This window comes from Rhodococcus sp. NPDC003383 (assembly GCF_053589115.1).
In genome coordinates this window covers 17,738-40,829 of record NZ_JBSFRG010000043.1, presented here as the reverse complement: position 1 = coordinate 40,829, position 23,092 = coordinate 17,738, and the positions used below count along the sequence as shown (strand labels likewise).

Annotated in this window: 25 protein-coding genes; 15 read left to right on the top strand and 10 right to left on the bottom strand. The window is 69.1% G+C overall.

Features of this window, described 5'->3' with window-relative positions:
* Nucleotides 1-111 precede the first annotated feature (111 nt).
* Nucleotides 112-369: a nitroreductase/quinone reductase family protein gene (locus ACWDTS_RS26065; protein WP_450119309.1), complete on the bottom strand. Its 258-nt coding sequence runs from the start codon at nucleotides 367-369 to the stop codon at nucleotides 112-114.
* 202 nt (nucleotides 370-571) lie between these two features.
* On the opposite strand from ACWDTS_RS26065, the gene ACWDTS_RS26060 reads away from it, so the two are divergent.
* The 4 genes from ACWDTS_RS26060 to ACWDTS_RS26045 are packed head-to-tail and all read left to right on the top strand — an operon-like array spanning nucleotide 572 to nucleotide 4,410.
* Nucleotides 572-928 (top strand): YraN family protein, encoded by a 357-nt coding sequence (locus ACWDTS_RS26060; protein WP_450119308.1) that lies wholly within the window; start codon nucleotides 572-574, stop codon nucleotides 926-928.
* A complete protein-coding gene (locus ACWDTS_RS26055) occupies nucleotides 928-2,436 on the top strand; it encodes a YifB family Mg chelatase-like AAA ATPase (protein WP_197251251.1) in 1,509 nt (502 codons plus the stop codon). The genes ACWDTS_RS26060 and ACWDTS_RS26055 overlap by 1 nt, the downstream gene beginning before the upstream one ends.
* Nucleotides 2,433-3,587, top strand: coding sequence for a DNA-processing protein DprA (gene dprA, locus ACWDTS_RS26050; RefSeq protein WP_450119307.1), 1,155 nt, complete (start codon nucleotides 2,433-2,435; stop codon nucleotides 3,585-3,587). Before ACWDTS_RS26055 ends, dprA begins: the two co-directional genes overlap by 4 nt.
* A gap of 40 nt (nucleotides 3,588-3,627) precedes the next feature.
* Nucleotides 3,628-4,410: a siderophore-interacting protein gene (locus ACWDTS_RS26045; protein ID WP_197251253.1), complete on the top strand. Its 783-nt coding sequence runs from the start codon at nucleotides 3,628-3,630 to the stop codon at nucleotides 4,408-4,410.
* Nucleotides 4,411-4,414: 4 nt separating this feature from the next.
* Here ACWDTS_RS26045 and ACWDTS_RS26040 read toward each other — a convergent pair whose 3' ends face one another.
* Nucleotides 4,415-5,593, bottom strand: a complete 1,179-nt coding sequence (locus ACWDTS_RS26040) for a multidrug effflux MFS transporter (RefSeq protein WP_450110857.1) — start codon at nucleotides 5,591-5,593, stop codon at nucleotides 4,415-4,417.
* Nucleotides 5,594-5,712: 119 nt separating this feature from the next.
* Here ACWDTS_RS26040 and ACWDTS_RS26035 point away from each other — a divergent pair, with 119 nt between their 5' ends.
* Together ACWDTS_RS26035 and ACWDTS_RS26030 are read left to right on the top strand one after the other, a co-directional pair.
* Complete coding sequence (locus tag ACWDTS_RS26035) at nucleotides 5,713-6,636, top strand: tyrosine recombinase XerC (RefSeq protein ID WP_450119306.1); 924 nt, start codon at nucleotides 5,713-5,715, stop codon at nucleotides 6,634-6,636.
* 267 nt (nucleotides 6,637-6,903) lie between these two features.
* A complete protein-coding gene (locus ACWDTS_RS26030) occupies nucleotides 6,904-8,349 on the top strand; it encodes a nucleotide-binding protein (protein WP_450119311.1) in 1,446 nt (481 codons plus the stop codon).
* 7 nt (nucleotides 8,350-8,356) lie between these two features.
* Here the strand turns inward: ACWDTS_RS26030 and ACWDTS_RS26025 are convergent, their stop codons facing one another.
* The gene (locus tag ACWDTS_RS26025) at nucleotides 8,357-8,854 is read right to left on the bottom strand and encodes a M23 family metallopeptidase (RefSeq protein WP_248673516.1); all 498 of its coding nucleotides are present in this window, start codon (nucleotides 8,852-8,854) and stop codon (nucleotides 8,357-8,359) included.
* Between the two features lie 313 nt (nucleotides 8,855-9,167).
* Between ACWDTS_RS26025 and rpsB the strand changes: the two genes are divergently transcribed.
* From rpsB to ACWDTS_RS25990, 7 genes are all read left to right on the top strand, one after another.
* Nucleotides 9,168-9,995, top strand: a complete 828-nt coding sequence (gene rpsB, locus ACWDTS_RS26020; protein WP_197252864.1) for a 30S ribosomal protein S2 — start codon at nucleotides 9,168-9,170, stop codon at nucleotides 9,993-9,995.
* Nucleotides 9,996-10,120: 125 nt separating this feature from the next.
* The gene (gene tsf, locus ACWDTS_RS26015) at nucleotides 10,121-10,945 is read left to right on the top strand and encodes a translation elongation factor Ts (RefSeq protein ID WP_420751495.1); all 825 of its coding nucleotides are present in this window, start codon (nucleotides 10,121-10,123) and stop codon (nucleotides 10,943-10,945) included.
* A 177-nt stretch (nucleotides 10,946-11,122) separates the two neighbouring features.
* Complete coding sequence (gene pyrH, locus ACWDTS_RS26010; RefSeq protein WP_197252862.1) at nucleotides 11,123-11,851, top strand: UMP kinase; 729 nt, start codon at nucleotides 11,123-11,125, stop codon at nucleotides 11,849-11,851.
* Between the two features lie 28 nt (nucleotides 11,852-11,879).
* Nucleotides 11,880-12,437, top strand: a complete 558-nt coding sequence (gene frr, locus ACWDTS_RS26005) for a ribosome recycling factor (protein ID WP_197252861.1) — start codon at nucleotides 11,880-11,882, stop codon at nucleotides 12,435-12,437.
* A complete protein-coding gene (locus ACWDTS_RS26000; protein WP_450119310.1) occupies nucleotides 12,434-13,369 on the top strand; it encodes a phosphatidate cytidylyltransferase in 936 nt (311 codons plus the stop codon). Before frr ends, ACWDTS_RS26000 begins: the two co-directional genes overlap by 4 nt.
* A gap of 41 nt (nucleotides 13,370-13,410) precedes the next feature.
* A complete protein-coding gene (locus ACWDTS_RS25995; RefSeq protein ID WP_450110860.1) occupies nucleotides 13,411-14,106 on the top strand; it encodes a class I SAM-dependent methyltransferase in 696 nt (231 codons plus the stop codon).
* Nucleotides 14,103-14,612, top strand: coding sequence for a DUF1990 family protein (locus tag ACWDTS_RS25990; RefSeq protein ID WP_450119305.1), 510 nt, complete (start codon nucleotides 14,103-14,105; stop codon nucleotides 14,610-14,612). Before ACWDTS_RS25995 ends, ACWDTS_RS25990 begins: the two co-directional genes overlap by 4 nt.
* Here ACWDTS_RS25990 and ACWDTS_RS25985 read toward each other — a convergent pair.
* Nucleotides 14,572-15,426 carry an HpcH/HpaI aldolase/citrate lyase family protein gene (locus ACWDTS_RS25985; protein WP_450110835.1) on the bottom strand — a complete coding sequence of 285 codons (855 nt, stop codon included), beginning with the start codon at nucleotides 15,424-15,426 and terminating at the stop codon, nucleotides 14,572-14,574. The two genes, ACWDTS_RS25990 and ACWDTS_RS25985, sit on opposite strands and share 41 nt — an antisense overlap.
* Before the next feature lie 125 nt (nucleotides 15,427-15,551).
* Here ACWDTS_RS25985 and rlmN point away from each other — a divergent pair, with 125 nt between their 5' ends.
* Nucleotides 15,552-16,661 (top strand): 23S rRNA (adenine(2503)-C(2))-methyltransferase RlmN, encoded by a 1,110-nt coding sequence (gene rlmN, locus ACWDTS_RS25980; RefSeq protein WP_197250265.1) that lies wholly within the window; start codon nucleotides 15,552-15,554, stop codon nucleotides 16,659-16,661.
* Nucleotides 16,662-16,676: 15 nt separating this feature from the next.
* Here rlmN and ACWDTS_RS25975 read toward each other — a convergent pair whose 3' ends face one another.
* Entirely contained in the window at nucleotides 16,677-17,126 is a 450-nt protein-coding gene (locus ACWDTS_RS25975; protein WP_450119304.1) for an SRPBCC family protein, read from the bottom strand.
* Nucleotides 17,127-17,373: 247 nt separating this feature from the next.
* Entirely contained in the window at nucleotides 17,374-18,270 is an 897-nt protein-coding gene (locus ACWDTS_RS25970) for a LysR family transcriptional regulator (RefSeq protein WP_450110837.1), read from the bottom strand.
* Between the two features lie 70 nt (nucleotides 18,271-18,340).
* On the opposite strand from ACWDTS_RS25970, the gene dapA reads away from it, so the two are divergent.
* Nucleotides 18,341-19,285, top strand: coding sequence for a 4-hydroxy-tetrahydrodipicolinate synthase (gene dapA / locus ACWDTS_RS25965; protein WP_450110838.1), 945 nt, complete (start codon nucleotides 18,341-18,343; stop codon nucleotides 19,283-19,285).
* 34 nt (nucleotides 19,286-19,319) lie between these two features.
* On the opposite strand, the gene ACWDTS_RS25960 is transcribed toward dapA, so the two are convergent.
* Genes ACWDTS_RS25960 through ACWDTS_RS25945 form a run of 4 tightly spaced genes read right to left on the bottom strand, consistent with a single transcriptional unit; the run spans nucleotide 19,320 to nucleotide 23,021 of the window.
* Nucleotides 19,320-19,994 carry a carboxymuconolactone decarboxylase family protein gene (locus ACWDTS_RS25960; protein WP_450110839.1) on the bottom strand — a complete coding sequence of 225 codons (675 nt, stop codon included), beginning with the start codon at nucleotides 19,992-19,994 and terminating at the stop codon, nucleotides 19,320-19,322.
* Nucleotides 19,978-20,721: an SDR family NAD(P)-dependent oxidoreductase gene (locus ACWDTS_RS25955; protein ID WP_450119303.1), complete on the bottom strand. Its 744-nt coding sequence runs from the start codon at nucleotides 20,719-20,721 to the stop codon at nucleotides 19,978-19,980. The genes ACWDTS_RS25960 and ACWDTS_RS25955 overlap by 17 nt, the downstream gene beginning before the upstream one ends.
* Nucleotides 20,718-21,545 (bottom strand): TauD/TfdA dioxygenase family protein, encoded by an 828-nt coding sequence (locus ACWDTS_RS25950; protein WP_450110841.1) that lies wholly within the window; start codon nucleotides 21,543-21,545, stop codon nucleotides 20,718-20,720. The genes ACWDTS_RS25955 and ACWDTS_RS25950 overlap by 4 nt, the downstream gene beginning before the upstream one ends.
* Nucleotides 21,546-21,590: 45 nt before the next feature.
* Nucleotides 21,591-23,021: an aldehyde dehydrogenase family protein gene (locus ACWDTS_RS25945; RefSeq protein WP_450119302.1), complete on the bottom strand. Its 1,431-nt coding sequence runs from the start codon at nucleotides 23,019-23,021 to the stop codon at nucleotides 21,591-21,593.
* Nucleotides 23,022-23,092 lie beyond the last annotated feature (71 nt).

Genomic DNA, 23,092 nt, shown 5'->3' with positions numbered 1-23,092 from the left:
GCAGTCCGTCCGATCGGGATGTCGATCATCTCTGTGTCCGTTCCCCGCGTTGGTTGCCGGGTGTCTCACGACCATCCTGGCAACCAACGTGTAGCATGAGCGGATTCGCACTCACCGCGTCGATCGTCGCCGGGCGAGCAGATTGCGTACGTAGTCGGAGCTGGTCCCTTGGTTCGGCACCATCCAGAACTCGTCGCCGACGATGCAGCCGCCTACAGGCGTTCGCCGCACCGCGCCGCTGCGTCGACCGACGGTTTCGAGAAGCGTCTGCTGAGGAAGGCGCACGGCGACCGGATTCGCAACATGCTTGTGCATCCAGTCGTCGCAACGCCGCCGGAAGTTCTGCATCGACCGGGGGAGACCGCTCATGTGCCGATCGTAGGTCGTCCGCCCGGAAATCTCCGGGCGTCCATACACGCCGCATCCGACAGATTCCGCGCCCACGGTGCTCCGGGGACAGGGTTGTCCACAGGCGGGTGATTCATCCACAGATTCCGCCGAATTCGGTTTCTCGGGTTCTGCGTCGCCCCCTGCTTCCGCACAGTGGAGGTCACGCAGGGGAGGAGCACGGATGGGACGCAATCAACAGTTGGGGGCGCGCGGGGAGGACCTGGCCGCCGAGTTTCTCGAATCCGCCGGAATGGTGGTGCTCGAACGCAATTGGCGCTGCCGCTACGGCGAACTGGACATCATCGCCCGGGACGGGGCGGTGCTCGTGTTCGTCGAGGTCAAGACGCGCACGGGCCTCGGCTACGGCAGCCCCGCCGAGGCGGTGACACCGGAGAAGGCCGACCGGATCCGGCGCCTCGCCGGCCTGTGGCTGGCCGAGCAGGAGACGCGGTGGCGCCGCATCCGCGTCGACGTCGTCACCGTCCTGGTCGGTGAACCGGGTGCGCCGATGATCACGCACCTGAAGCAGGTGCTGTGATGGCACTGGGACGAGCATTCTCGGTCGCCGTCACCGGTGTCGACGGCCAGGTCGTGGAAATCGAAGCCGACATCGGCCGGGGCCTGCCCGGCGTCAAGATGGTCGGACTGCCGGACGCGGCCCTGCAGGAATCCCGCGATCGGGTGCGCGCGGCGGTGACGAATTCCGGTGGGGAATGGCCGGATTCGAAGGTGGTGCTGGCGCTGTCGCCCGCGACGCTACCGAAGGTCGGCAGCGTGTACGACGTCGCACTCGCCTGTGCCGTGCTCAACGCGGCGAAAGCGCTTCCGCTCGAAGCACTGACGAGGACGATCCTGATCGGGGAACTGGCCCTGGACGGACGGATCCGTCCGGTCCGTGGGGTGTTGCCCGCGGTCCTGGCGGCCGCCCGCGCCGGATGGGCGCGCATCGTCGTACCCACGGCGACGATGGCCGAGGCGGGACTGGTGAACGGCATCGACGTGTTCGGCGCCGACACTCTCACCGAGGTCGTGCTGTGGCTGCGCGGGGACGGGCCGCTGCATCGTCCCGACGCGAACCCGGTGCCGGAACGCCCGGTACGGGCGGATCTGAGCGAGGTGGTCGGGCAACTCGAGGCGCGGCGCGCCATCGAGGTCGCCGCCGCGGGAGCACATCACCTCATGCTCACCGGGCCACCGGGCATCGGGAAAACCATGTTGGCTCAACGCCTTCCGGGCATCCTGCCGATCCTGTCGGAGGAGCATGCACTCGAGGTCACCGCGATCCACTCGGTTGCCGGCACGCTCAGCCCGGATCGGCCCCTGGTCCTGGATCCACCGTTCATCGCTCCGCACCACACCGCATCGGTCAGCTCTCTCATCGGTGGCGGCACCGGCATGGCGAAACCCGGCGCGGTGAGCCGGGCACACCGCGGCGTGCTGTTCCTCGACGAGGTCGCCGAGATGGGACTCAAGACACTCGAAGCGCTCCGCACCCCACTCGAAGACGGGGAAGTGCGGATCGCGCGTCGCGACGGAGTTGCCCGTTATCCGGCGAGATTCCAGCTGATCCTCGCCGCGAATCCGTGCCCATGTGCACCGCCGCGCGATGCCGATTGCGTGTGCGCGCCGACCGCGCGTCGCCGCTATCTGGGCAAGCTGTCCGGGCCGCTGCTCGATCGCGTCGATCTGCGGGTGCGGATGGAATCCGTCGCGACGAGCGCGTTGATGGGTGATACGGGGGAGAGCACCGAGGACGTCCGCGCCCGCGTCGCGCGGGCTCGAGCGGCCGCCGCCGAGAGATGGTCGGAGTTCGGCTGGTCCACCAACGCCGAGGTTCCCGGACCGGCGCTGCGACAGAAATTCCGCTTGTCACCGGCCGCGCTCAAACCCGTCGAATGGGCGCTGCGGAAGGGCGCGATCACCGCACGCGGGGCAGACCGGGCAATCAGAGTTGCCTGGACGGTCGGGGATCTCGCCGGACTCGACAGACCGGGGGAGACGGAGGTCGCGGCGGCACTCGACTTCCGGGACAGGGGAGTCGCATGAGCGCGCAGGACCCGCGCCGCCTCGCGTGGGCCTATCTGTCGACGGTGGCGCAGGGAGCGTCGCGACGCCTCGCGGATGCGATCGCGCAGCACGGACCCGAAGCGATCGCCGACGCGGTGCGCGACGGCACACACGGGGCGGGGATCTCCCGTCGCACCCGGGCACGGGCGCACCTGGACACCGCCGCCGCAGATCTCGAGATGGTGGCCCGGCTCGGCGGACGGCTCGTCACACCGGACGACGCGGAATGGCCTGCGTGGCAATTCCTGTCGTTCGACACCCTCACCGGCGGCGCCGATTCCGACACCGGCCCGTTGGCGTTGTGGGTGCTGGGCAACCGGCCGCTCGACGAACTGTTCGAACGCGCGGTCGCGGTCGTCGGCACGCGCGCCGCGAGCGGTTACGGAGAACACGTCACGGCCGAGATCGCCGGTGATCTCGCGGTCGACGGCTGGACTGTGGTGTCGGGTGCGGCGTTCGGTGTCGATGCCGCGGCGCACCGCGCGGCGCTCGGCGTCGGCGGCACGACCGTCGCGGTGCTCGCGTGTGGCGTGGACCGAGCGTATCCGTCCGCGCACACGGTGATGCTGCGCCGGATCGCCGATCAGGGGGCGGTGATCAGCGAGTATCCGCCCGGCACCACGCCGGCCCGATACCGGTTCCTGGCGCGCAACCGGTTGGTCGCGGGGGCGAGCAGCGCGGTCGTGGTCGTCGAAGCCGGTTGGCGCAGCGGAGCCCGGAACACCGCGTCGTGGGCGCGGCGGCTCGGGCGACCGGTGCTGGCGGTGCCCGGCCCGGTCACGTCGGCGGCCTCGCAAGGTTGCCATCGGATGATCCGGGAGGGGGAGGCAACGCTGGTGGGGAACGCCCGCGAGGTGGTCGAGGCGGCCGGCTCGATCGGTGTCGCCGACGACGGGGACGCGTCGTGGCACCGTGCGCTGGACGGCCTTTCCGGTGACATGGAACTGGTGTACGAGGCGTTTCCCGCGGTCGGACCGAGCAGTGTCGCGGAACTGTCCGAGTCGGCCGGTCTGGACGTCGACCGGGTCCGTGCGGCGTTGCCGATGCTCGAGATGGCCGGATTGGTCTCGCGCGACGACACGGGCTGGTCGCGTCGCGGAGCAGCACCGGACGAGGCCCTCGGCATGTAGGGTCGTCGAGTTAGGTAACCCTGATTAATGGAGGTGGCAGGTGGCCCGAAAGGCACCGAAATCGACGGAGCTGACCGTGGTGCGGACCGAACGACTTTCCGACCATCTGGCCCGCGTGTACTTCGGCGGTCCGGGATTTGCGCAGTTCGAACCGAGCGTCTTCACCGACTCCTACGTGAAGATCGAACTCGAATCGGCGGATGGTCCCGTCGTGCGCACGTACACGGTGCGGTCCGTCGACACCGAGCGTCGCGAGATCGCGATCGACTTCGTCGTCCACGGAGATCAGGGCGTCGCCGGACCCTGGGCGGTGTCGGCGCAGCCGGGTGACACCGTCGTCGTCAGGGGACCAGGTGGCGCCTACCGTCCCGACCCGGACGCCGACTGGCACCTGCTCGCCGGCGACGAAACCGCGATCCCCGCGATCGCGGCCGCGCTCGAATCCCTCGCGCCCGACGCGACCGGACGGGTGTTCATCGAGGTCGCCGGTGCCGACGACGAGATCCCGTTGACCGCTCCGGCCGGTGTCGAGATCACCTGGCTGCACCGCGGAACCGACGCGGGATCCGTCGGCGAGGACCGTGCGGGAGCGAACGCGCCGCTGGTCGCCGCGGTGACCGGTGCGCAGTGGCTGCCCGGTGAGGTGCACGCCTTCGTGCACGGCGAGGCCGAGACCGTGATGCACCATCTGCGCCCGTACATCCGCAGGGAACGCGGCGTGCCCGCGGCCCGCGCGTCGATCTCCGGCTACTGGAAGCGCGGCCGGACCGAGGAGACGTTCCGCGAATGGAAGCGTGAACTGGCTGCGAGCGAAGCAGTCTGAGGTTTCACTCCTCGACGGTGCGGTCGTGGGGCTCGCGTGTCAGCGTCAGCAGCGCGGTGAGCGCGAGCCCCCCGCACACCACGATCGCCAGGGCCATCGGCACCGCGGTGTCCTCGCCGCCCAACCCCACCAGCGGGGACACGACGGCCGCGAGGCCGAACTGGCATGCGCCCATGAGCGCCGAACCGGTGCCGGCGGCCGAGGGAACCTGGCCCTGACCCAGCGCTGTCGCGTTGCCCATGACGAAACCGAGGCTCGTGACACACACCCACAGCAGCGGCAGGATCACCCAGCGTTCGGTACCCGCGAACATCGCCGCGAGCAGCAGCGCGATCCCGGCTGCGAAGTGCACGGTCACGCCGAACCGCAGCAGTGCGCGGACCTCGATTCGCCCGATCAGGCGCGTGTTGACGACGTTGGCGCCGACCAGTCCGATCGAGTTGGCCGCGAAGACCATCGAGAACTGGCCCGGCGACAGTCCCAGCAGATCCTGGGTGACGAACGCCGACGCCGAGATGTAGGCGAACATCGCGCCGAAACCCAACGCGAACGTGGCGGCGTAGCCGACGAACCGGCGGTTGCGGACGACATAGCCGAAGTTCCGGGCGAGTGCGCTCAATCCTCCGCCGTGACGCTTTTCCGGCGGCAGCGATTCGGGGACGAACACGAGCACACCGAGCGTCATCACCACGGCCACGGCCGCCAGCACCCAGAAGATGCCGCGCCACCCGATCGGGCCGAGCAAGGCGCCACCGAGCAGCGGCGCGACGATCGGTGCCACACCACCGATGATCATCATGATGCCGAACAGTCTCGCCGCGGAGTTGCCCCTCGCGCGGTCGGCGATGACCGCACGCGCGAGCACGATGCCGATGCCACCGCTGAATCCCTGGATCAATCGGGCCCCCACCAGCACCTCGATCGTCGGAGCCGTCGCGCACAGCACGCTGCTCAGTGCGAGCACCACGGTGCCGGCGAGCAACAGCCGCCGGCGTCCCCAGCTGTCGGACAGCGGTCCGACGATCAACTGTCCCGCGCCGAGCCCGGCCATGAACGTCGTCAGGGTGAGCTGAACTCCGACGGTCGTGGTGCCCAGGCTCTCCGACATGATCGGCAGGCCGGGCAGATACATATCCGTGGCGAGCGGCGCGATCGCCGACAGCAGCGCCAGTGCGAACAGCATCGGCAGAGGAATTGTTTTACTCACGAACTAACCCTAGTGGTCGGTCGTCCGCCCGCCGCGGCCCCCGTTCCACGGCGCGGGAACTTGCGCGCGCCGACTCCGCCGACCACCGTGGCGTCATGACCGACCTCCCGGCCCCGCTCGCCGTGCACCTCGAGGAATTCGCCGAACACCTCGCGCTGCAGGGCGGTCGCTCCGCACACACGGTCCGCGCCTACACCACCGACGTCCGCTCCCTGCTCGAACACCTCGAAGCCACGCATCCCGGTGCGCGCATCACCGACCTGAGCCTCGACGTGCTGCGAGCCTGGCTCGCCGCACAGGTCGCCGCCGGTGCCGCCCGCACGACCCTCGCCCGGCGCACCTCGACCGCCCGCACCTTCACGGCGTGGCTCGTGCGGACGTCCCGCCTCGATCACGACCCGGCGGCGCGGCTCGTCTCTCCGCGCGCGCATCGCACCCTGCCCGCGGTGCTGCGGACCGATCAGGCCCTCGAACTCATGGACGCCGCGGAATCCGGTGCCGTCGAACGGGACCCGGTGGCAATCCGCGACCGCCTGATCGTGGAGTTGCTGTACGCGACGGGGATCCGGGTAGGGGAACTGTGCGGACTCGACGTCGACGACGTCGACGCGGAACGGAACGTGTTGCGGGTGCTCGGCAAGGGCAACAAGGAACGGGTCGTGCCCTACGGGGTTCCCGCCGCGGCCGCGATCGACGAGTGGCTGCAGCACGGGCGGCCGGAACTCGTGCGCCCGTCGTCCGGCCCGGCGTTCCTGCTGGGCAAACGGGGCGGGCGGATCGACCAGCGTCAGGTGCGCACCGTGGTTCACGACGCCGTGGCCGCGGTACCGGGGGCTCCGGATCTGGCACCGCACGGGCTGCGGCACAGCGCGGCGACCCATCTGCTCGAGGGCGGCGCCGATCTGCGGGTCGTCCAGGAGGTCCTCGGTCATTCGAGCCTGGCGACGACACAGCTCTACACACACGTGTCGGTCGCGCGGCTGCGTGCCGCCCACGAACAGGCGCATCCGCGCGCCTGATCCGCTCCGACGGCGTCGGACGGATTTGGTAGCGTCCCCGCGTATTCGATCCGGGGGGAATCAGTGAAAAGCGACGAGTCGACGCATGCTCTGCCGGCCTGGCTTCAGGGGGAGCCGCCGGAACCGGTAGCCACACCCGCCCGGCGCGGGTTCCTGCGCTCGGGCCGGTCTTCGCACGACGACCAGGCTCCACAGGAGGTCCAGTCGCCACCGACCGTGCAGCCGGAACCCCAGGTCCCGGCAGCTCCGGGCACCGCAGACTCACCGATGGTCCCGTCGACGCCGATCGCGTCCGTTCCGTTCGGGGCACCGCTGTCGCCGTCCTCGCCGGTTCCGGCGCCCTCGCCCGCGCCCGTCCAGGAAGAGCCGGTGCCGGGTCCGATCCCGGAGCCCGCGCCCTACCCGAATCCGCACCCGAATCCGCAGATGTCCTGGCACATGCCGCTGCCGACGCCGGCCGTCGAGCAGCCGCCGGTCGCACACCCGGCCGTCGAGCAGGTGCCGCAGGTCGAGCAGCCGCCGGTCCCGCAACCACCGGCCCGGCAGGTACCGTCCTCCGCGCCGCCGGTCGAACCTCGCATGTCGGTTCCGGCGGAGCCGAGGGTGACGCCACCGCCGACCGAACACCGGCCGCAGCCCGCGGCGCCGGCGGACCCGACCCCGACGCTCCAGCCCGCATCCGAGGTCGCGCGACAGCCGCAGGCCCCGGAACTCCCGCCCGCACCGGCTGCCGAACCCACGCCACCGCCGCCGATGCCCGATCACCAGCCGTCGAGCCTCGACCTGGAATCGGGCGTGCTCGTCAAACGCTCCCGCCGGTCCCCGTCGGGTGGCTGGCGGCGCAGCGTGCACCGGCTCACCGGAGGCATCCTCAACCCCGGCGAGTCCACCGGCGAATCCCACCGGCAGGAGATGATCGACCGGATCCGTCAACCCATCGGCGGCGACTACCGCATCGCGGTGCTCTCACTCAAAGGCGGCGTCGGAAAGACCACGACGACCGTCGGGCTCGGATCGACGTTCGCCTCGCTACGCGGGGACTGCGTGATCGCCGTCGACGCCAATCCCGATTTCGGGACGCTGGCCCAGCGGGTGCCGCAGCAGACGCGCTCGACCGTCCGGGACCTGCTCGCGGCCGCACCGAACATCGAGCGCTATTCGGATGTGCGGGCCCACACGTCGCAGGCGGCGAGCCGGCTCGAGGTGCTGGCCGGCGAACGCGACCCGGCCGTGTCGGAGGCGTTCAGCGAGACGGACTATCGGCAGGTCGTCGAAATCCTGCAGGTCTACTACAACATCATCCTCACGGACTGCGGCACCGGCATCATGCACTCGGCGATGCGCGGGGTGCTCGACCTGGCGAACGCGCTGGTGCTGGTCAGCTCGCCCGCGATCGACGGTGCCCGCAGCGCCGCGGCGACCCTGGACTGGCTCGAACACCACGGGTTCGAGGAACTCGTCGCCCGCACCGTCGTTGTGATCAGCGCGGCACGGCCCGGCGCGTCGAACATCGACATGGATGCCCTGACCGCGCATTTCCTCGCGCGCTGCCGGGCGGTGCAGGTGGTGCCGTTCGACGAGCACCTCGCCGAGGGCGCCGAACTCGATCTCGAGCTGCTGCGCCCGGCGACGCGACGGGCGTTCGTGGAACTCGCGGCGATGGTCGCCGACGACTTTCCGCCCGTGTCGGGCCGCCACGCCGTGCGATGGTGAGCGGGTGTCACACCGGTTCGAGCCGGATGACGGTGGGCCGGACCAGCGGTAGCGGGTCGAGGTAATCGGCGCGGTCGCGGCGCAGACCCCAGTGCAGACACGCCGCGACAGGGCAGCCTTCGTGCCCGGGTTCGAGGGTGCCGATCGGTTCGCCGCGCGCGATGCGCCGGCCCGGCGTCACGCTCGCGGTGACCGGTTCGTAGGTGGTGCGCAGACCGCCCTCGTGGTCGACCGACACCACCGGCTTTCCGCCGACGACCCCGGCGAACACGACCGTGCCGGCTGCGGCGGACCGGACCACCTGCCCGATCGATCCCGACAGGTCGACGCCGCGATGTCCCGGAAGCCAATCGTGCTCGGGCGGATCGAACGGCCGGGTCACCGAGGGCCGCGGCTGCAGCGGCCAGTCGTAGTCCGGCGACACACCGTGCGCGGCCGGGACGCACCCCGGTGCTGCCGTGAACCAGAAGGCGAAGGAGACGGCGAGCGCCGCGACGATTCTCATCCGTCGACAGTGATACGCCGGGGGAGACCGCAACAGACCGCTTCCCGCGATTGTGGACAACTCGGGCTCGGTCCACAGCCCCACCGCACGGCGCTCACCGGCCGGTTTACGGTGCGGCGGGCAGAAGCCGTACACTTGTCGGGCGGTCTGCGTACGCAGATCGACTTCGCGCGTCCGCGCGCCGATCGTGCTGCAAGTTGTCGGGCACATCGGAACATGACCATCGGCTGGTCCCGCAAGGGTTCGGTGGGCATGCGGACGCCAGGGCGGGCAGCGTGCCCGCAGCAACCGAAACGAAAGGCAGAACACAGCTATGGCTGTCGTTACCATGAAGCAGCTGCTCGACAGCGGCGCACACTTCGGCCACCAGACCCGTCGCTGGAACCCGAAGATGAAGCGGTTCATCTTCACCGACCGCAACGGCATCTACATCATCGACCTGCAGCAGACGCTGACCTACATCGACAAGGCGTACGAGTTCGTCAAGGAGACCGTCGCCCACGGCGGCACGGTCCTGTTCGTCGGCACCAAGAAGCAGGCCCAGGAGTCCATCGCGGAAGAGGCGACCCGTGTCGGGATGCCCTACGTGAACCAGCGCTGGCTCGGCGGCATGCTCACCAACTTCTCCACCGTCCACAAGCGCCTGCAGCGCCTGAAGGAGCTGGAGTCGATGGAGCAGACCGGTGGCTTCGAGGGTCGCACCAAGAAGGAAATCCTCATGCTCACGCGTGAGAAGACCAAGCTGGAGCGCACGCTCGGCGGCATCCGGGACATGGCCAAGGTTCCGTCGGCCATCTGGGTCGTCGACACCAACAAGGAGCACATCGCCGTCGGTGAGGCTCGCAAGCTGAACATCCCGGTCATCGCGATCCTCGACACCAACTGCGACCCGGACCTCGTCGACTACCCGATCCCGGGCAACGACGACGCGATCCGTTCCGCGGCGCTGCTGACCAAGGTCGTCGCGTCCGCCGTCGCCGAGGGCGTGCAGGCCCGTGCCGGCCAGAGCGCCGACAAGGATGCCAAGCCCGAGGCCGGCGCCGGTGAGCCGCTCGCCGAGTGGGAGCAGGAGCTGCTCGCGCAGGCCACCCCGGCCGCCGAGACCGAGGCACCCGCCTCGGACGCAGCCCCCGAGGCCTGATCCGTTGCACGGCCCCGACCGCTCGATCGCGAGCTTCTGGTCGGGGCCGTTGCACTGCGGGCCGCCCGCGCGGCGTCGCCCGCACCCGATGAACTTTTCCTTCACACACAGGAGGCTCGCTTCCCATGGCGAACTACACCGCCGCCGACGTCAAGCGTCTCCGTGAGCTCACCGGCTCCGGAATGCTGGACTGCAAGAACGCTCTCGCCGACAACGACGGCGACTTCGACAAGGCCGTCGAGCAGCTGCGCATCAAGGGCGCCAAGGACGTGGGCAAGCGCGCCGAGCGCTCCACGGCCGAGGGCCTGGTCGTCGCCAAGGACGGCGTTCTGATCGAGCTCAACTCGGAGACCGACTTCGTCGCGAAGAACGACGAGTTCCAGGGTCTCGCGGACAAGATCGTCACCGCGGCCGCCGAGGCCCGCCCGGCGGACCTCGAGACCCTCAAGGCCCTCGAGGTCGACGGCAAGACCGTCGCCACGCTGGTCGAGGAGCTTTCGGCCAAGATCGGCGAGAAGCTCGAGCTGCGTCGCGTTGCCGTCCTCGACGGCCCGGTTGCCGTCTACCTGCACAAGCGCGCCACCGACCTGCCGCCGGCCGTCGGCGTTCTCGTCGCCTACTCGGGCGAGGGCGACGCTGCCGCCGAGGCTGCTCGCGCCGCTGCAATGCAGGTCGCGGCCCTCAAGGCGAAGTACACGACTCGTGACGAGGTTCCCGAGGAGATCGTCGCCAACGAGCGTCGCATCGCCGAGGAGACCGCCAAGGCCGAGGGCAAGCCGGAGGCTGCTCTGCCGAAGATCGTCGAAGGCCGCGTCAACGGCTTCTTCAAGGACGTCGTGCTCCTCGAGCAGCCGTCCGTGACGGACTCGAAGAAGACCGTCAAGGCGATCCTCGACGAGGCCGGCGCCACGGTGTCCAGCTTCGTTCGCTTCGAGGTCGGCGCCAGCTAGACCCACCTGTTCCTCGACCCCGCCGGCCTCGTGCCGCGCGGGGTCGAGGCGCGTCACGGCCCGGCACGACACGGTCGTGACCCCTCACGCCCCGGTCTCGGCCCCACGGGGGTGATGAGGCAGGATGAAAGGGCCGATCCTGCGCGATCCGCGATCCGTCTCAACCAGAGGAGAGCCATGTCCGACCACGCCCACGAACGGCCCGGTTTCCGCCGGGTGCTCCTCAAACTCGGTGGCGAGATGTTCGGCGGCGGGAAGGTCGGACTCGATCCGGACGTCGTGACGACGGTCGCGCAGCAGATCGCAGAGGTCGTCCGCAGCGGTGTCGAGGTTGCGGTCGTGATCGGTGGCGGCAACTTCTTCCGCGGTGCGGAACTGCAGCAGCGTGGCCTCGAGCGCGCCCGCTCCGACTACATGGGCATGCTCGGCACGGTCATGAATTCCCTTGCACTGCAGGACTTCCTGGAGAAGGAAGGCATCGACACCCGCGTTCAGACGGCGATCACCATGGGACAGGTCGCCGAGCCGTACCTGCCGCTGCGTGCCCGCCGCCACCTCGAGAAGGGCCGCGTCGTGATCTTCGGCGCCGGCATGGGCATGCCCTACTTCTCCACCGACACCACCGCGGCGCAGCGCGCCCTCGAGATCGGCGCCGAGGTCGTGCTCATGGCCAAGGCCGTCGACGGTGTCTACTCCGCCGACCCGCGCGTCGACACCGACGCGACGCTGTTCACCGAGATCACCCACCGCGAGGTCATCGAGAAGGGCCTCAAGGTCGCCGACGCGACCGCCTTCAGCCTGTGCATGGACAACGACATGCCGATCATGGTCTTCAACCTGCTGACCAAGGGCAATATCGCCCGCGCCGTCGCCGGTGAGAAGATCGGAACACTCGTACGGTCATGATTGGACAACGGAACATGGAGGAACTGCCGTGATCGATGAAGCCCTCTTCGAGGCCGAGGAGAAGATGGAGAAGGCCGTCACGGTGGCCAAGGACGACCTCGGTGGCATCCGCACCGGTCGGGCCAACCCCGGCATGTTCAACCGCATCGTCGTCGACTACTACGGTGCGCCCACGCCGATCACCCAGATCGCCAGCATCAACGTGCCCGAGGCGCGCATGGTGATCGTCAAGCCCTACGAGGCATCGCAGCTGGGCGCGATCGAGACCGCGATCCGCAACTCGGACCTCGGCGTGAACCCCACCAACGACGGCAACATCATCCGCATCTCGGTTCCGCAGCTGACCGAGGAACGCCGCCGCGAACTGGTCAAGCAGGCCAAGGCCAAGGGTGAGGACGCGAAGGTCTCGGTGCGCAACGTCCGCCGCAAGGCCATGGACGAGCTGAACCGCATCCAGAAGGACGGTGAAGCCGGCGAGGACGAGGTGAACCGCGCGGAGAAGGACCTCGACAAGACCACCGCCAAGTACGTGGCGCAGATCGACGAGCTGGTCAAGCACAAGGAAGCCGAATTGATGGAGGTCTGACAGTGGGTCGAGCCGACGGGCCGTCAGGCCCGCAGCTTCCACTCGATTCCGGTGACGACAACGGAATCACACCCGCTGCTCCGGCTGCGGAACAAGCGGCCGCACCGGAGAAGGCATCCAAGGCCGGCCGAAATCTGCCGGCCGCGATCGGCGTGGGCGCCGCCCTCGGTGCCCTTGTCATCGGCATCCTGCTCTTCGCGCCGACCGCGTGGCTCGCGGTCGTCGCGTGCGCGATCGGGATCGCCACGTGGGAGGTCACCAAGCGACTGCGCGAGGCCGACGTCCGCGTCCCGCCGATCCCGCTGCTGGTCGGCGGGCAGGCGATGATCTGGCTCGGCTGGCCCTACGGCACCACGGGCGTGCTGGCGGCGTTCGCCGGCACCGTCGTCGTCTCCATGCTCTGGCGGCTGTTCCAGCGGGGCCTCTCCGCGCAGCCGCAGAACTATCTGCGCGACACCGCGGTCACAGTCTTCACGGCAGCGTGGCTGCCCCTGCTCGCGTCGTTCGCGACGCTGATGGTGCTCCAGGACCAGGGCGCGCAACGAGTGTTCTGCCTCATGATCGTGTGCGTGTCCTCCGACATCGGTGGCTACGCCGCCGGCGTGCTGTTCGGCAAGCACCCGATGGCCCCGGCGATCAGCCCGAAGAAGTCCTGGGAGGGCTTCGCCGGCTCGCTGATCGCGTGCGTCGTCGCGGGTGTGCTCACCGTGACGTTGATGCTGGACGCCGCGTGGTGGGTCGGCGTCCTGCTCGGACTGCTGCTCGTGCTGTGCGCGACCGCCGGCGACCTCATCGAGTCGCAGGTCAAACGCGATCTCGGCATCAAGGACATGGGCACCCTCCTGCCCGGCCACGGCGGAATCATGGACCGGCTGGACTCGATCCTGCCGTCCGCCTTCGTCACCTGGCTGGTCCTCGCGGCCTTCGTGTAGTGACCGTGCAACGGGCCGGGCGCGCGGTGCGGGAGAGCGGGGTGATCGCCAGCCCCAACATCTGGCACTGGCCCGCGGTCTACGAGGAGGAGAACCGCGCCCAGGACACCCGTGGCGCCGTGTACGCGGCGCTGCGGGAGGCCGTCGACTGGGCCGGAGCCGACGTCGTCGACGTCGGATGCGGCAGCGGGTTCCACCTGCCGATGTTCGCGCAGGAGGCGCGCACGGTCGCCGGTGTCGAACCGCATCCGCCGCTCGTCGAACTCGCCCGCCGGCGCACGGCCGCCGACGAGACGATCACCGTGCTGCGCGGCGACGCGGAGCGACTGCCGCTCCCGGACAGCAGCGTCGACCTCGTGCACGCACGCACCGCGTACTTCTTCGGGCCCGGCTGCGGAGCCGGCATCACCGAGGCCCTGCGTGTGCTCCGTCCCGGTGGGGCCCTGGCCGTCGTGGACCTCGATGCGACCGCGCACCCCTACGGACGGTGGATGCGCGAGGACCTGCCGCACTACGATCCCCCCGCGGTCGAGGCGTTCTTTGCGGCTCAGGGCTTCGACCTGCGACGCATCGACACCGAGTGGGCATTTCCCGACCGGGCGAGCCTCGAACGCGTCCTCGGTATCGAATTCTCGCCACGCATCGCGCAGCGGGCAGCCCGCGAAACACCGGGCACCGGCCTGACCGTCCGCTACCGGCTGCACATCCGCCGCAAACCACGGGGCCTGGAACTGTGACGGCGCGTGGCGACCGGCCGACCTATCCGGAGATCGGGGCGACCACGGGAACTCTCCCGGACGGTTACGACCACGCGGTGCGCTCCCGCGTCATCGGTTCGGGCGAAGAGGCGTTCCACCGAGCAGCCGACCGGCTGCTCGGATGGCAGTTGCAGCGTCGCGCCGGTGCGGGGTTCCGGGCGGACTCGGCCACCGCGGTGCCCGGCGCGCGGGTGAGCGTGCGGGTCGGATGGGGTCCCGTCGGCATCACCGCACCGTGCGAGGTCGTGTACGTCGTGAACGAACCGCGTCGTCGGGGTTTCGCCTACGGCACCCTTCCCGGCCATCCGGTCCGGGGCGAGGAGTACTTCGGGGTGGAGTGGCGGGACGACGGCACAGTCCTTCTGACGATCAAGGCGTTCTCCCGGCCGGCGACGTGGTGGGCGCGTGCGGGCACTCCCGTCGCCCGGCGGGCTCAGCGGCGCATCACCGACCGTTACCTCCGTTCCCTCGACGATTGTTCTTGATGCCGAAGGCGCGCGCCAGCCTCGTGATCTTCTTCGCCTTCGCCAGCCTCGGCAGATCGCTGCCGTCTTGGACCCGGCTGCCGTCCTCGCCGAGCCGGTCGATCACCTCGTGCGCCCAGGTCACGTCGTCCGGGCTCGGACTCAGCGCCGCATTCGCATAGGCGGCCCGCTCCGGTGTCATACACAGCTTCCCGGTCATCCCCATCGACCGGGTCAGCTCCGCCTCCTGGGTGAGCGTGGCGGGGTCGTCGGTGAGGGACGGGCCGTCGATCGGTCCCGCCAGGCGCGCGGCCCGGCTCGCGATGACCAGCCGCGACCGCGGATACGTGAGGGCGAGCGGCGAGTCGCCGACACCGGTGTCGCGGCGGTAGTCGCCGCTGCCGAACACGAGCCGGAACGTTCCGTCGGCCCGCGCGATCTCCGGTGCCGCCTCGAGCCCCATCGCGGACTCGATCAGCACGAGGATCAGGGTGTTCTCCGGCAGTCGGTCGGCGGTCGCGTCGACCTGTTGACCGCTCTCGGTCTTCGCGAGCATTACGCCTTCCAGGCCGGGAAGCCCGGCCACCGCGTCCAGGTCCTCGGCCCAGTAGGGGGTGGTGGCGTCGTTGATCCGTACCCAGGCTTCGCCGCCGCCGCGGAACCAGTCGACGACTCCGGCACGTGCGCCGGGTTTGTCGGCGGCCGGCACGGCGTCCTCGAGGTCGAGCACGACCGCATCGGCGGGGGAGATCGCGGCCGGGTCGAAACGGTCCGGTGCGTTCCCGGGCACGAGCAGCCACGAGCGGGCGAGTTCGGGGCGGATCCGGGTGGACATTCTTAGATGGTCTCGCGGTTTCGGGCGCCAGTCTCGCGGTTTGGGGCACCGGAGCCGACCGGGCACAGTCGCCGTTACCGATCGCACACCGGGGCACCGCCCGCATCATGGGATAATCGGTGATTATGGCTTCTTCCCTGCCCCTGGTTTTCGACGCGCCCAAGCGCGGTATGCCCCCGCGTCACCTCGCCGACCTCGACTCCGAGCAGCGGCGTGAGGCGGTGCGCGAACTCGGGCTGCCCGCGTTCCGCGCAGACCAGCTCGCCCGCCAGTACTATGGGCGGCTCGAGGCGGATCCGGAGAAGATGACCGATCTGCCCGCCGCGATGCGGGAGAAGGTCGGTGAGGCGTTGTTCCCGCCGCTGCTGACCGCCGTCAAGCACATCGCGTGCGACGGCGGGGAAACACGCAAGACGCTGTGGCGGGCGGGCGACGGCACGCTGCTCGAGAGCGTGCTCATGCGCTACCCGGACCGGGCGACGTTGTGCATCTCCAGCCAGGCCGGCTGCGGCATGGCGTGCCCGTTCTGCGCGACCGGGCAGGGTGGCCTGAACCGCAACCTGTCCACGGCGGAGATCGTCGATCAGGTCCGGGCCGCGGCGGCGGCCCTGCGCGACGGCGACGTCGCCGGGGGACCGGGCCGGCTGTCGAACGTGGTGTTCATGGGAATGGGGGAGCCGCTCGCGAACTACAAGCGGGTCGTCGCCGCGGTTCGCCGCATCACCTCCCCGGCGCCGGAGGGCCTCGGGCTGTCGCAGCGGTCGGTGACCGTGTCGACGGTCGGTCTGGCCCCGGCGATCCGCCGACTCGCCGACGAGGGCCTGCACGTCACGCTCGCCGTCTCGCTGCACACCCCCGACGACGAACTGCGCGACACGCTCGTGCCGGTCAACAACCGCTGGTCGGTCTCCGAGGTGCTCGACGCGGCGCGGTACTACGCGGACAAGACCGGTCGCCGGGTGTCGATCGAGTACGCCCTGATCCGGGACGTCAACGACCAGCCGTGGCGCGCCGACATGCTCGGCAAGAAGCTGCACAAGGCACTCGGCCCGCTCGTGCACGTGAACCTGATCCCGCTCAACCCGACTCCGGGCAGCAAGTGGGATGCCAGCCCCAAGGACGTCGAGCGCGAGTTCGTGCGGCGCGTGCAGGCGCAGGGCGTCTCGTGCACCGTGCGCGACACCCGCGGTCAGGAGATCGCGGCGGCCTGCGGTCAGCTCGCGGCGGAGGGCTGACTCGATCCGCCCGGCTCACTCGGACTGTGCGGTGAGCAGATCGGCCAGGTTGTCCAGGTTCGCCCGCACCATGCGCGAGTAGGCGGTGTTCACGAGGGGGTCGGCCAGCTTGCCGAAGATCCCTCCGAGTCCGCTTTCGGACTCCGTGCGATAGGTGAATCGGGTGCCGCCGTCGGTTTCCTCGAATTTCGATATCGTGGCGAAGTTCAGCTTGCCGCCCACGGACTTCGTGACGGCCCGCTTGTGCGGTTCGTACTCGGTGAACTCGTTCTCCCAGTCGAATCGCTTGCCCAGGATGCGGTTGGCCCCGCGCCAGCGGGTACCCACGCCGACCCCACCGTCGGTGATTTGCTCGCATTCGAGGTTCGACGAGTCCCAGGAAGTCCAATTGTGCGGATTCATGAGGAAGTCCCACACTTCCGAGACGGGGCGGGAGATGACGACGGATTCTTCGGTAGTCGGCATGATGATCACTTCCCGAGTGATGACAGTTGATTCGCGCAAAATCCTACGCCGTTGTACCCCAGGTGTCCCCGATGGTTAGCTGTCGAAATCGCAAAGGTGCAAAGAGAATTCGAGTAGTGATGGCGTCGGGTTCGAGCGGATTGCCGGGAACGTTCTGATCCGTTGGCGCAGTTGTCGATACCGGATCTGTAACTCGAAAGTTGTTTCATTCCAGCAATATGCGGATCCGAGACGTTTTCCGACTCTTCTATTCCTCTTGGAAAGGCTGTGCAGCGCGGTGCAATTCGGATGCGACCGCGGCGAGGATCGGCTGTGACCGGCTACCGGCGCGGTACGCGATACGGGTCCGCCGGCCGATCGGTAGAGCGGTGAGAGTCACGCCCTCGGGCACGTCGGTCACGGCGAGTTGCGGAACGAGCGCGACCCCGGCGCCGGCCGCAACCAGTTGCAGCACACCGGCGAAGTCGTCGATGCGATGGGCCACCCGAGGTTCGAAACCGTGGTTCCGGCAGCTGCGCACCGCCATGGTGTGGCAGAGCGTGCCGGGGTTGCCGACGATCCAGCGGCTCGTGGCGTGGCTGGCGATCGCGGCGTCCGCGGGCACCTCCGGAGCGGTCTGTGACGCGAGGTACACGGCTTCGTCGAGCAGCGGTTCGAGTTCGATCCCCGCGCCCATCGTGGACGGCACGTTGTCGTATTCGTGGACGAGCGCGATGTCCAGGTGATCTCCGCGGAGCAGATCCGGCACATCGGCGGGGTCGACCTCGGTGAGCGTCGGTTCCAGTCCCGGCTCGGTGCGCCGCAGCTCGATCAGAGCGGGGAGCACGATCGTCCGCAGCGCGGTCGGGAACGCGCCGAGGCGAACCGATCCGGTCAGCCCGGTCTCGCTCGCCGCGAGTGCGGCCGACGCCCGTTCCAGGTCGGCCAGGATCACCTCGGTGTGCTCGACGAGAACCGTTCCCGCCGCGGTCAGGCGCACGCGACGACCGGTGCGGATCAGCAGCGGACGGCCGGCTTCGCGTTCGAGGGCGGACAGTTGCTGCGACACCGCCGACGGGGTGTAGGACAGCGCTTCCGCGACCGCCGCGATGGTGCCGCGGTGGGCGAGTTCGCGCAGCAGACGGAGTTTGCGGATATCGAGCATCAGTTCAGCTTACGTATTGCGTCATGAAGAGTAACTGGACCTACAGCCTTTGTGGGCCGAGGCTGGGCACATGACCTACCACCCCACGGGAATCCTCGTCCCGCTCGTCACCCCGTTCACCGACACCGGCGAGATCGCCCTCGCGGATCTGGAGCGCCTCGCGCACATCGTGCTCGACGACGGCGCCGCCGGTCTCGTCGCACTGGGCACCACGGCCGAGGCGGCGTCGCTGAGTCCGCAGGAACGCCGCGAGGTGGTGCGGATCTGCGCCGCGGTGTGCCGCGAGCGGCGGGTACCGCTGCTCGTCGGCGCCGGAACCAACGACACGGCCGGCACCGTGCGCGCCCTCGACGAGCTGGGGGAGCAGCCCGATGTCACAGCCGCGCTGGTGGTGGTGCCGTACTACACGCGCCCGACCGAGGCCGGAGTCGTCGCGCACTTCGAGCACGTCGCCGACCGCAGCCCGGTGCCGATCGTCCTGTACAACGTGCCCTATCGCACCGGGCAGCAACTCGGCTGCGAGTCGATCGTGCAGCTGGCGGAACATCCGCGGATCGTCGGCATCAAACAGGCCGTCGGTGCGGTCGACACCGATACCGCGCGCCTGCTCGCCGAGGGTCCGGATTCGTTCTCGGTTCTCGCCGGTGAAGACACCCTGGTTTCACCGTTGTTCGCGATGGGGGCAGCGGGAGCGATCGCGGCGAGCGCCAACGTCTACGCGGCCGAATTCGCCGACCTGTTCCGGCTGTGGCGCGCCGGGCGGGTCGAGCAGGCGCGGGACCTGGGCAACCGGCTCGTCGGTCCCGTATCGGCGCTCATGTCCGGCCCCAACCCGACCGTCATCAAGGCGGTGCTCCACGCGCAGGGAAGGATTTCCACGCCGTGCGTCCGACTGCCGCTGCTGCCGTTCGAGGACACCGCAGCGATCCACCGTTTCCGAGCGAATGTACCGTTCGTCTCCTTCAATCGACTGAGCGATACATTCGCTCGGAAAACAGGGCAGGGGAGCAGGTAGGTCGGCGGCGCGGTACCAGGATGAACACGGCGGATCAGCGGGGCACGCCCCCGCCGTCGGTTGCGGACGGCAGGTGGGGGAGCAGTTCGTCCTCGGGCTCGATCCCGAACGAGCGCAACGCCATTGCCAGCGTCGAGTAGGCGCCGACGGTGAAGACGAGATCCATCAGCTGATGTTCGTCGAGCTCTGCGGACAGGATCGCCCACGTCCGGCTGCCGATCGCGCCGTCGTCGAGCAGTTCGTCGACCGCTGCGAGCATCGACCGTTCCAGCGGGATGAGGGGCTCCGCACCGCTATCGTCCGCAACCAGGGAGATTTCGGCCTCGGTGATCCCGGCCTTGCGGGCCAGCAGCACGTGCTGAGCCCACTCGTAGTCCGAGCTGCGACGGTGCGCGACCCGCAGCACGAGCAGCTCACGCCACCGGGGTGAGAGGGATGTCCCGCGCAACAGGTGATTGTTGAAGCCGAGGAACGCGGTGGCCAGGCCGGGATGGCGGGCGAGCGTGCCGAGCAGATTCGAGCCGGAGGCACGTCCCTCCTCGGTCGGGGCGCTCGCGACGGACGAGCGGAACGCCCGGACGTACTGCGCGAATTCGGGAGCCCAGTCCGCTGCAGCGGCAGGGGGAATGCGCGGGGTTCCGGCCGGTGTGTCTTTGTGGCGGTCAGGACCGCCGGAAAGGCACACCGGTTCGTCAGGTGTTGCGGCCACCGTTGACTCCGAACACCTGGCCCGTGATGTATCCGGCCTCCTCGCCGACGAGGAACGCGCAGGCCGCAGCGACATCGGCCGGCCGGCCGATCCGCCCGACCGGGGTTCTCGCGGTCTGAGCGTCCAGGTCGACGAACCCCTTCTCGACGGTTCGGCGCAGCATCGGGGTATCGATGAACCCGGGTGGGATCGTGTTGACGGTGATGCCGTGCCGGCCGAACTCGAGCGCCAGAACCTTGGTCAGTCCCACCACTCCGGACTTCGCGGACACGTACCCGGCCAGACCAGGGGAGCCGCTGTGCACACTCGACGACGAGATGTTGACGATGCGCCCCCAGCCCTCCGCGATCATGTCCGGCAGCACGACCTGGCAGCAGTCGAACGTGCCGGTCAGGTTGATCGCGATCGAACGCGCCCACAGGTCCGCCCTGATCTCGAGAAACGGCGAATCCAGGCTGAGCCCGGCATTGTTGACCAGGATCGTGGGCCGGCCGAGGCGGGCGCGGACCTCGTCGACCCCCGCCTCGATCGCTCCGCGGTCGGTGACGTCGACGCGCAGCCCCAACGCTTTACCGCCGTCGTCCTCGATGCCGGCCGCCACTGCGTCGGCCGAGGCGGCATCGAGATCGAAGATCGCGACGGTGTCGCCGTCGGCGGCGAGGCGTCGCGCGATCGCTTCGCCGATGCCGGATCCGCCGCCCGTGACGATCGCTGTCCGCCCGCTCAACTGATCGCCTCCGTACCCAGCAGCGTCGATCGGTGCATCCGCCGAGGCTTCCCCCGATCGAACGGGCACGCCCGATGCACGAGTCCGGTGTTGTCCCAGATGACCATGTCCCCTTCGGACCACTCGTGCCGATACACCAGATCGTCTGCAGTGGCACGTGATTCGAGATCGGCGAGCAGCTTGCGCCCTTCGTCGACGTCGAGGCCGACGATGTGCGAGGCGGTCGCACCGAACACCAGCGAACGACGCCCCGAATCGTGCTCCCACACCAAGGGCAGTTCCCGCACCGCGCGCGAGGCCCACTCCTGGATCTGTTCCGGAGTCGGATCCGGGTAGGTCAGACGCTGGATGGCTTCGAACGTGTGCACCACGCGCAGCGTCGCGAAGCGCTCCTTCTCCTCGTCGGTCAGCGCGTCGTAGGCCGCGTAGGTGCTCGCGAACTCGGTTTCGCCGCCCTCCGCTGCGGTGACCCGGGCGGAGAGCACCGACGCCTTGGCCGGAATCTCGTCGAGAGCCCCGTCGATGTGCCAGTAGTCGTTGCTCGCGAAGTACTCCCTGTTCGGGTTGTCGGGTTCGAAGCTGATCTCCATGATCTCGGGGATCCGGTACTTCGGGAACAACGCGAGCTCGCCGAGGCGCCGGCAGAACCTCACCTGCGCGTCGTCGTCGATGTGCAACTGCCGGAACAGCAGCACACTGTGCTGCTCGAGCAGGTCGAGCAGTGCACCGGGTACGGTCTCGTCGGTGAGCAGACGCTCGACGTCGACGTCGAGTACCTCCACGCCGATGGTGTCGGCGAGTTTCTTCGTGGCAAGGGTGGGCATGGATGTCCTCACTCGTGGGCCGCCGGGTTGCCGTGCCCGGCGGAATCAGGCCTGCTGGGGCTCGTAGCCGAGGATCGCCTTGACTTCGAGGTAGTCGTGGAAGCCGAATTCGCCCCACTCGCGACCGGTGCCGCTCTTCTTGAAACCGCCGAACGGGGCGTAGAAGTCGAAGGCGTCGTTGATGGCAACGGATCCCGCCCGCAGCCGCCGCGCGACCGAGCGGGCCAGTTCCGGGTCGGCGCCGGCGACGAACGCGGAGAGCCCGTACTCGGTGTCGTTGGCGATCTCGACGGCGTGGTCGATGCTGTCGTACCCGATGATCGTCAGGACAGGGCCGAAGATCTCCTCGCGGGCGATCGTCATGTCGTTCTTCACGTCTGCGAACACCGTCGGCTTGACGTAGAAGCCGACCTCGAGCCCGTCCGGCCGGCCCGGACCTCCGGCGACGAGCGTGGCGCCCTCGTCGATGCCCGTGCGGATCAGGTTCTGGATTTTGTCGAACTGCGCCTTCGACACGACCGGACCGATTACGAAGTCGCCGTTCGGATCTCCGACCGTGACCTGGTCGGCAGCGGCCCGCGCGACCTCGATGGCCTCGGCCATGCGCTCGGCGGGAACGAGCATGCGCGACGGGGCGCTGCACGTCTGACCGGAGTTGAGCATCATAGTGCCCACGCCCTTGCCGACGTTCTCGGCGAAGTTGGCGTCGTCGAGGATGATGTTCGGGCCCTTGCCGCCGAGTTCCTGGGTCACGCGCGTGACGCCGGGCGCCGCGTTGATCGCGATGTCGATGCCTGCCCGGGTCGATCCCGTGAAGGAGACCAGATCGACGTCGGGGTGGCCCGACAGTGCCCGTCCCACACCGGGTCCGTCGCCCTGCACCAGATTGAACACGCCCTCCGGTATGCCCGCCTCGTCGATGATCTCCGCGAAGATCTGCCCCGTGAACGGCGACTGCTCGGACGGCTTGAGAACCATCGTGCAGCCGGTCGCCAGCGCGGGGAAGACCTTGACCGCGATCTGGTTGAGCGGCCAGTTCCACGGCGTGATCAGGGCGCAGACCCCGATCGGTTCCTTCACGATCCGGGTGGCTCCGCGCTGCTCCTCGAAGGTGAAGTTCTCGAGGACCTCGATCGCGGTGGTCAGGTGGCCGAGACCGAGATTCATCTGGAAGCCCTCGGCGAGTGCGGCCGGGGCGCCCATCTCCTGCGTGAGCGCGGCCGCCAGATCGGGAACCCGGCGGGTGAAGACCTCGAGGATCCGCTTCAGCACGGCGATCCGGTCGTCGCGACCGGTGGCCGACCAGGACGGGAATGCTCGCCGCGCGGCCGCGACGGCCTTGTCGACGTCGGCGGCGGTGCCGGCCGGCACCGATCCGGCGACCTGCTCGGTCGCGGGGTCGACGACGTCGATCCGGGAGGTGCCGGCGGGCGCGACCCACTGCCCGCCGATGTAGAACTTGTCGTACTCACGCATGGCCGACGGGTCCTTCCGTTGTCGTTTCGGCACTGTGGTTCGGGGTGTGCGGGTTCGGGGTGCAGTGGTTC

Excerpts from the sequence above, each read along its gene's own strand:
- dprA (WP_450119307.1), top strand. The coding sequence starts at position 2,433 with ATGAGCGCGCAGGACCCGCGCCGCCTCGCGTGGGCCTATCTGTCGACG.
- ACWDTS_RS26040 (WP_450110857.1), bottom strand. The coding sequence starts at position 5,593 with ATGCTGTTCGCACTGGCGCTGCTGTCGGCGATCGCGCCGCTCGCCACG.
- ACWDTS_RS26025 (WP_248673516.1), bottom strand. The coding sequence starts at position 8,854 with ATGAGAATCGTCGCGGCGCTCGCCGTCTCCTTCGCCTTCTGGTTCACG.
- ACWDTS_RS25985 (WP_450110835.1), bottom strand. The coding sequence starts at position 15,426 with ATGTCCACCCGGATCCGCCCCGAACTCGCCCGCTCGTGGCTGCTCGTG.
- rpsB (WP_197252864.1), top strand. The coding sequence starts at position 9,168 with ATGGCTGTCGTTACCATGAAGCAGCTGCTCGACAGCGGCGCACACTTC.
- tsf (WP_420751495.1), top strand. The coding sequence starts at position 10,121 with ATGGCGAACTACACCGCCGCCGACGTCAAGCGTCTCCGTGAGCTCACC.
- ACWDTS_RS25970 (WP_450110837.1), bottom strand. The coding sequence starts at position 18,270 with ATGCTCGATATCCGCAAACTCCGTCTGCTGCGCGAACTCGCCCACCGC.
- ACWDTS_RS26060 (WP_450119308.1), top strand. The coding sequence starts at position 572 with ATGGGACGCAATCAACAGTTGGGGGCGCGCGGGGAGGACCTGGCCGCC.
- pyrH (WP_197252862.1), top strand. The coding sequence starts at position 11,123 with ATGTCCGACCACGCCCACGAACGGCCCGGTTTCCGCCGGGTGCTCCTC.
- ACWDTS_RS26030 (WP_450119311.1), top strand. The coding sequence starts at position 6,904 with ATGGTCCCGTCGACGCCGATCGCGTCCGTTCCGTTCGGGGCACCGCTG.
- ACWDTS_RS26065 (WP_450119309.1), bottom strand. The coding sequence starts at position 369 with ATGAGCGGTCTCCCCCGGTCGATGCAGAACTTCCGGCGGCGTTGCGAC.
- ACWDTS_RS25950 (WP_450110841.1), bottom strand. The coding sequence starts at position 21,545 with ATGCCCACCCTTGCCACGAAGAAACTCGCCGACACCATCGGCGTGGAG.
- dapA (WP_450110838.1), top strand. The coding sequence starts at position 18,341 with ATGACCTACCACCCCACGGGAATCCTCGTCCCGCTCGTCACCCCGTTC.
- ACWDTS_RS26035 (WP_450119306.1), top strand. The coding sequence starts at position 5,713 with ATGACCGACCTCCCGGCCCCGCTCGCCGTGCACCTCGAGGAATTCGCC.
- ACWDTS_RS25975 (WP_450119304.1), bottom strand. The coding sequence starts at position 17,126 with ATGCCGACTACCGAAGAATCCGTCGTCATCTCCCGCCCCGTCTCGGAA.
- ACWDTS_RS25945 (WP_450119302.1), bottom strand. The coding sequence starts at position 23,021 with ATGCGTGAGTACGACAAGTTCTACATCGGCGGGCAGTGGGTCGCGCCC.
- ACWDTS_RS26055 (WP_197251251.1), top strand. The coding sequence starts at position 928 with ATGGCACTGGGACGAGCATTCTCGGTCGCCGTCACCGGTGTCGACGGC.
- rlmN (WP_197250265.1), top strand. The coding sequence starts at position 15,552 with ATGGCTTCTTCCCTGCCCCTGGTTTTCGACGCGCCCAAGCGCGGTATG.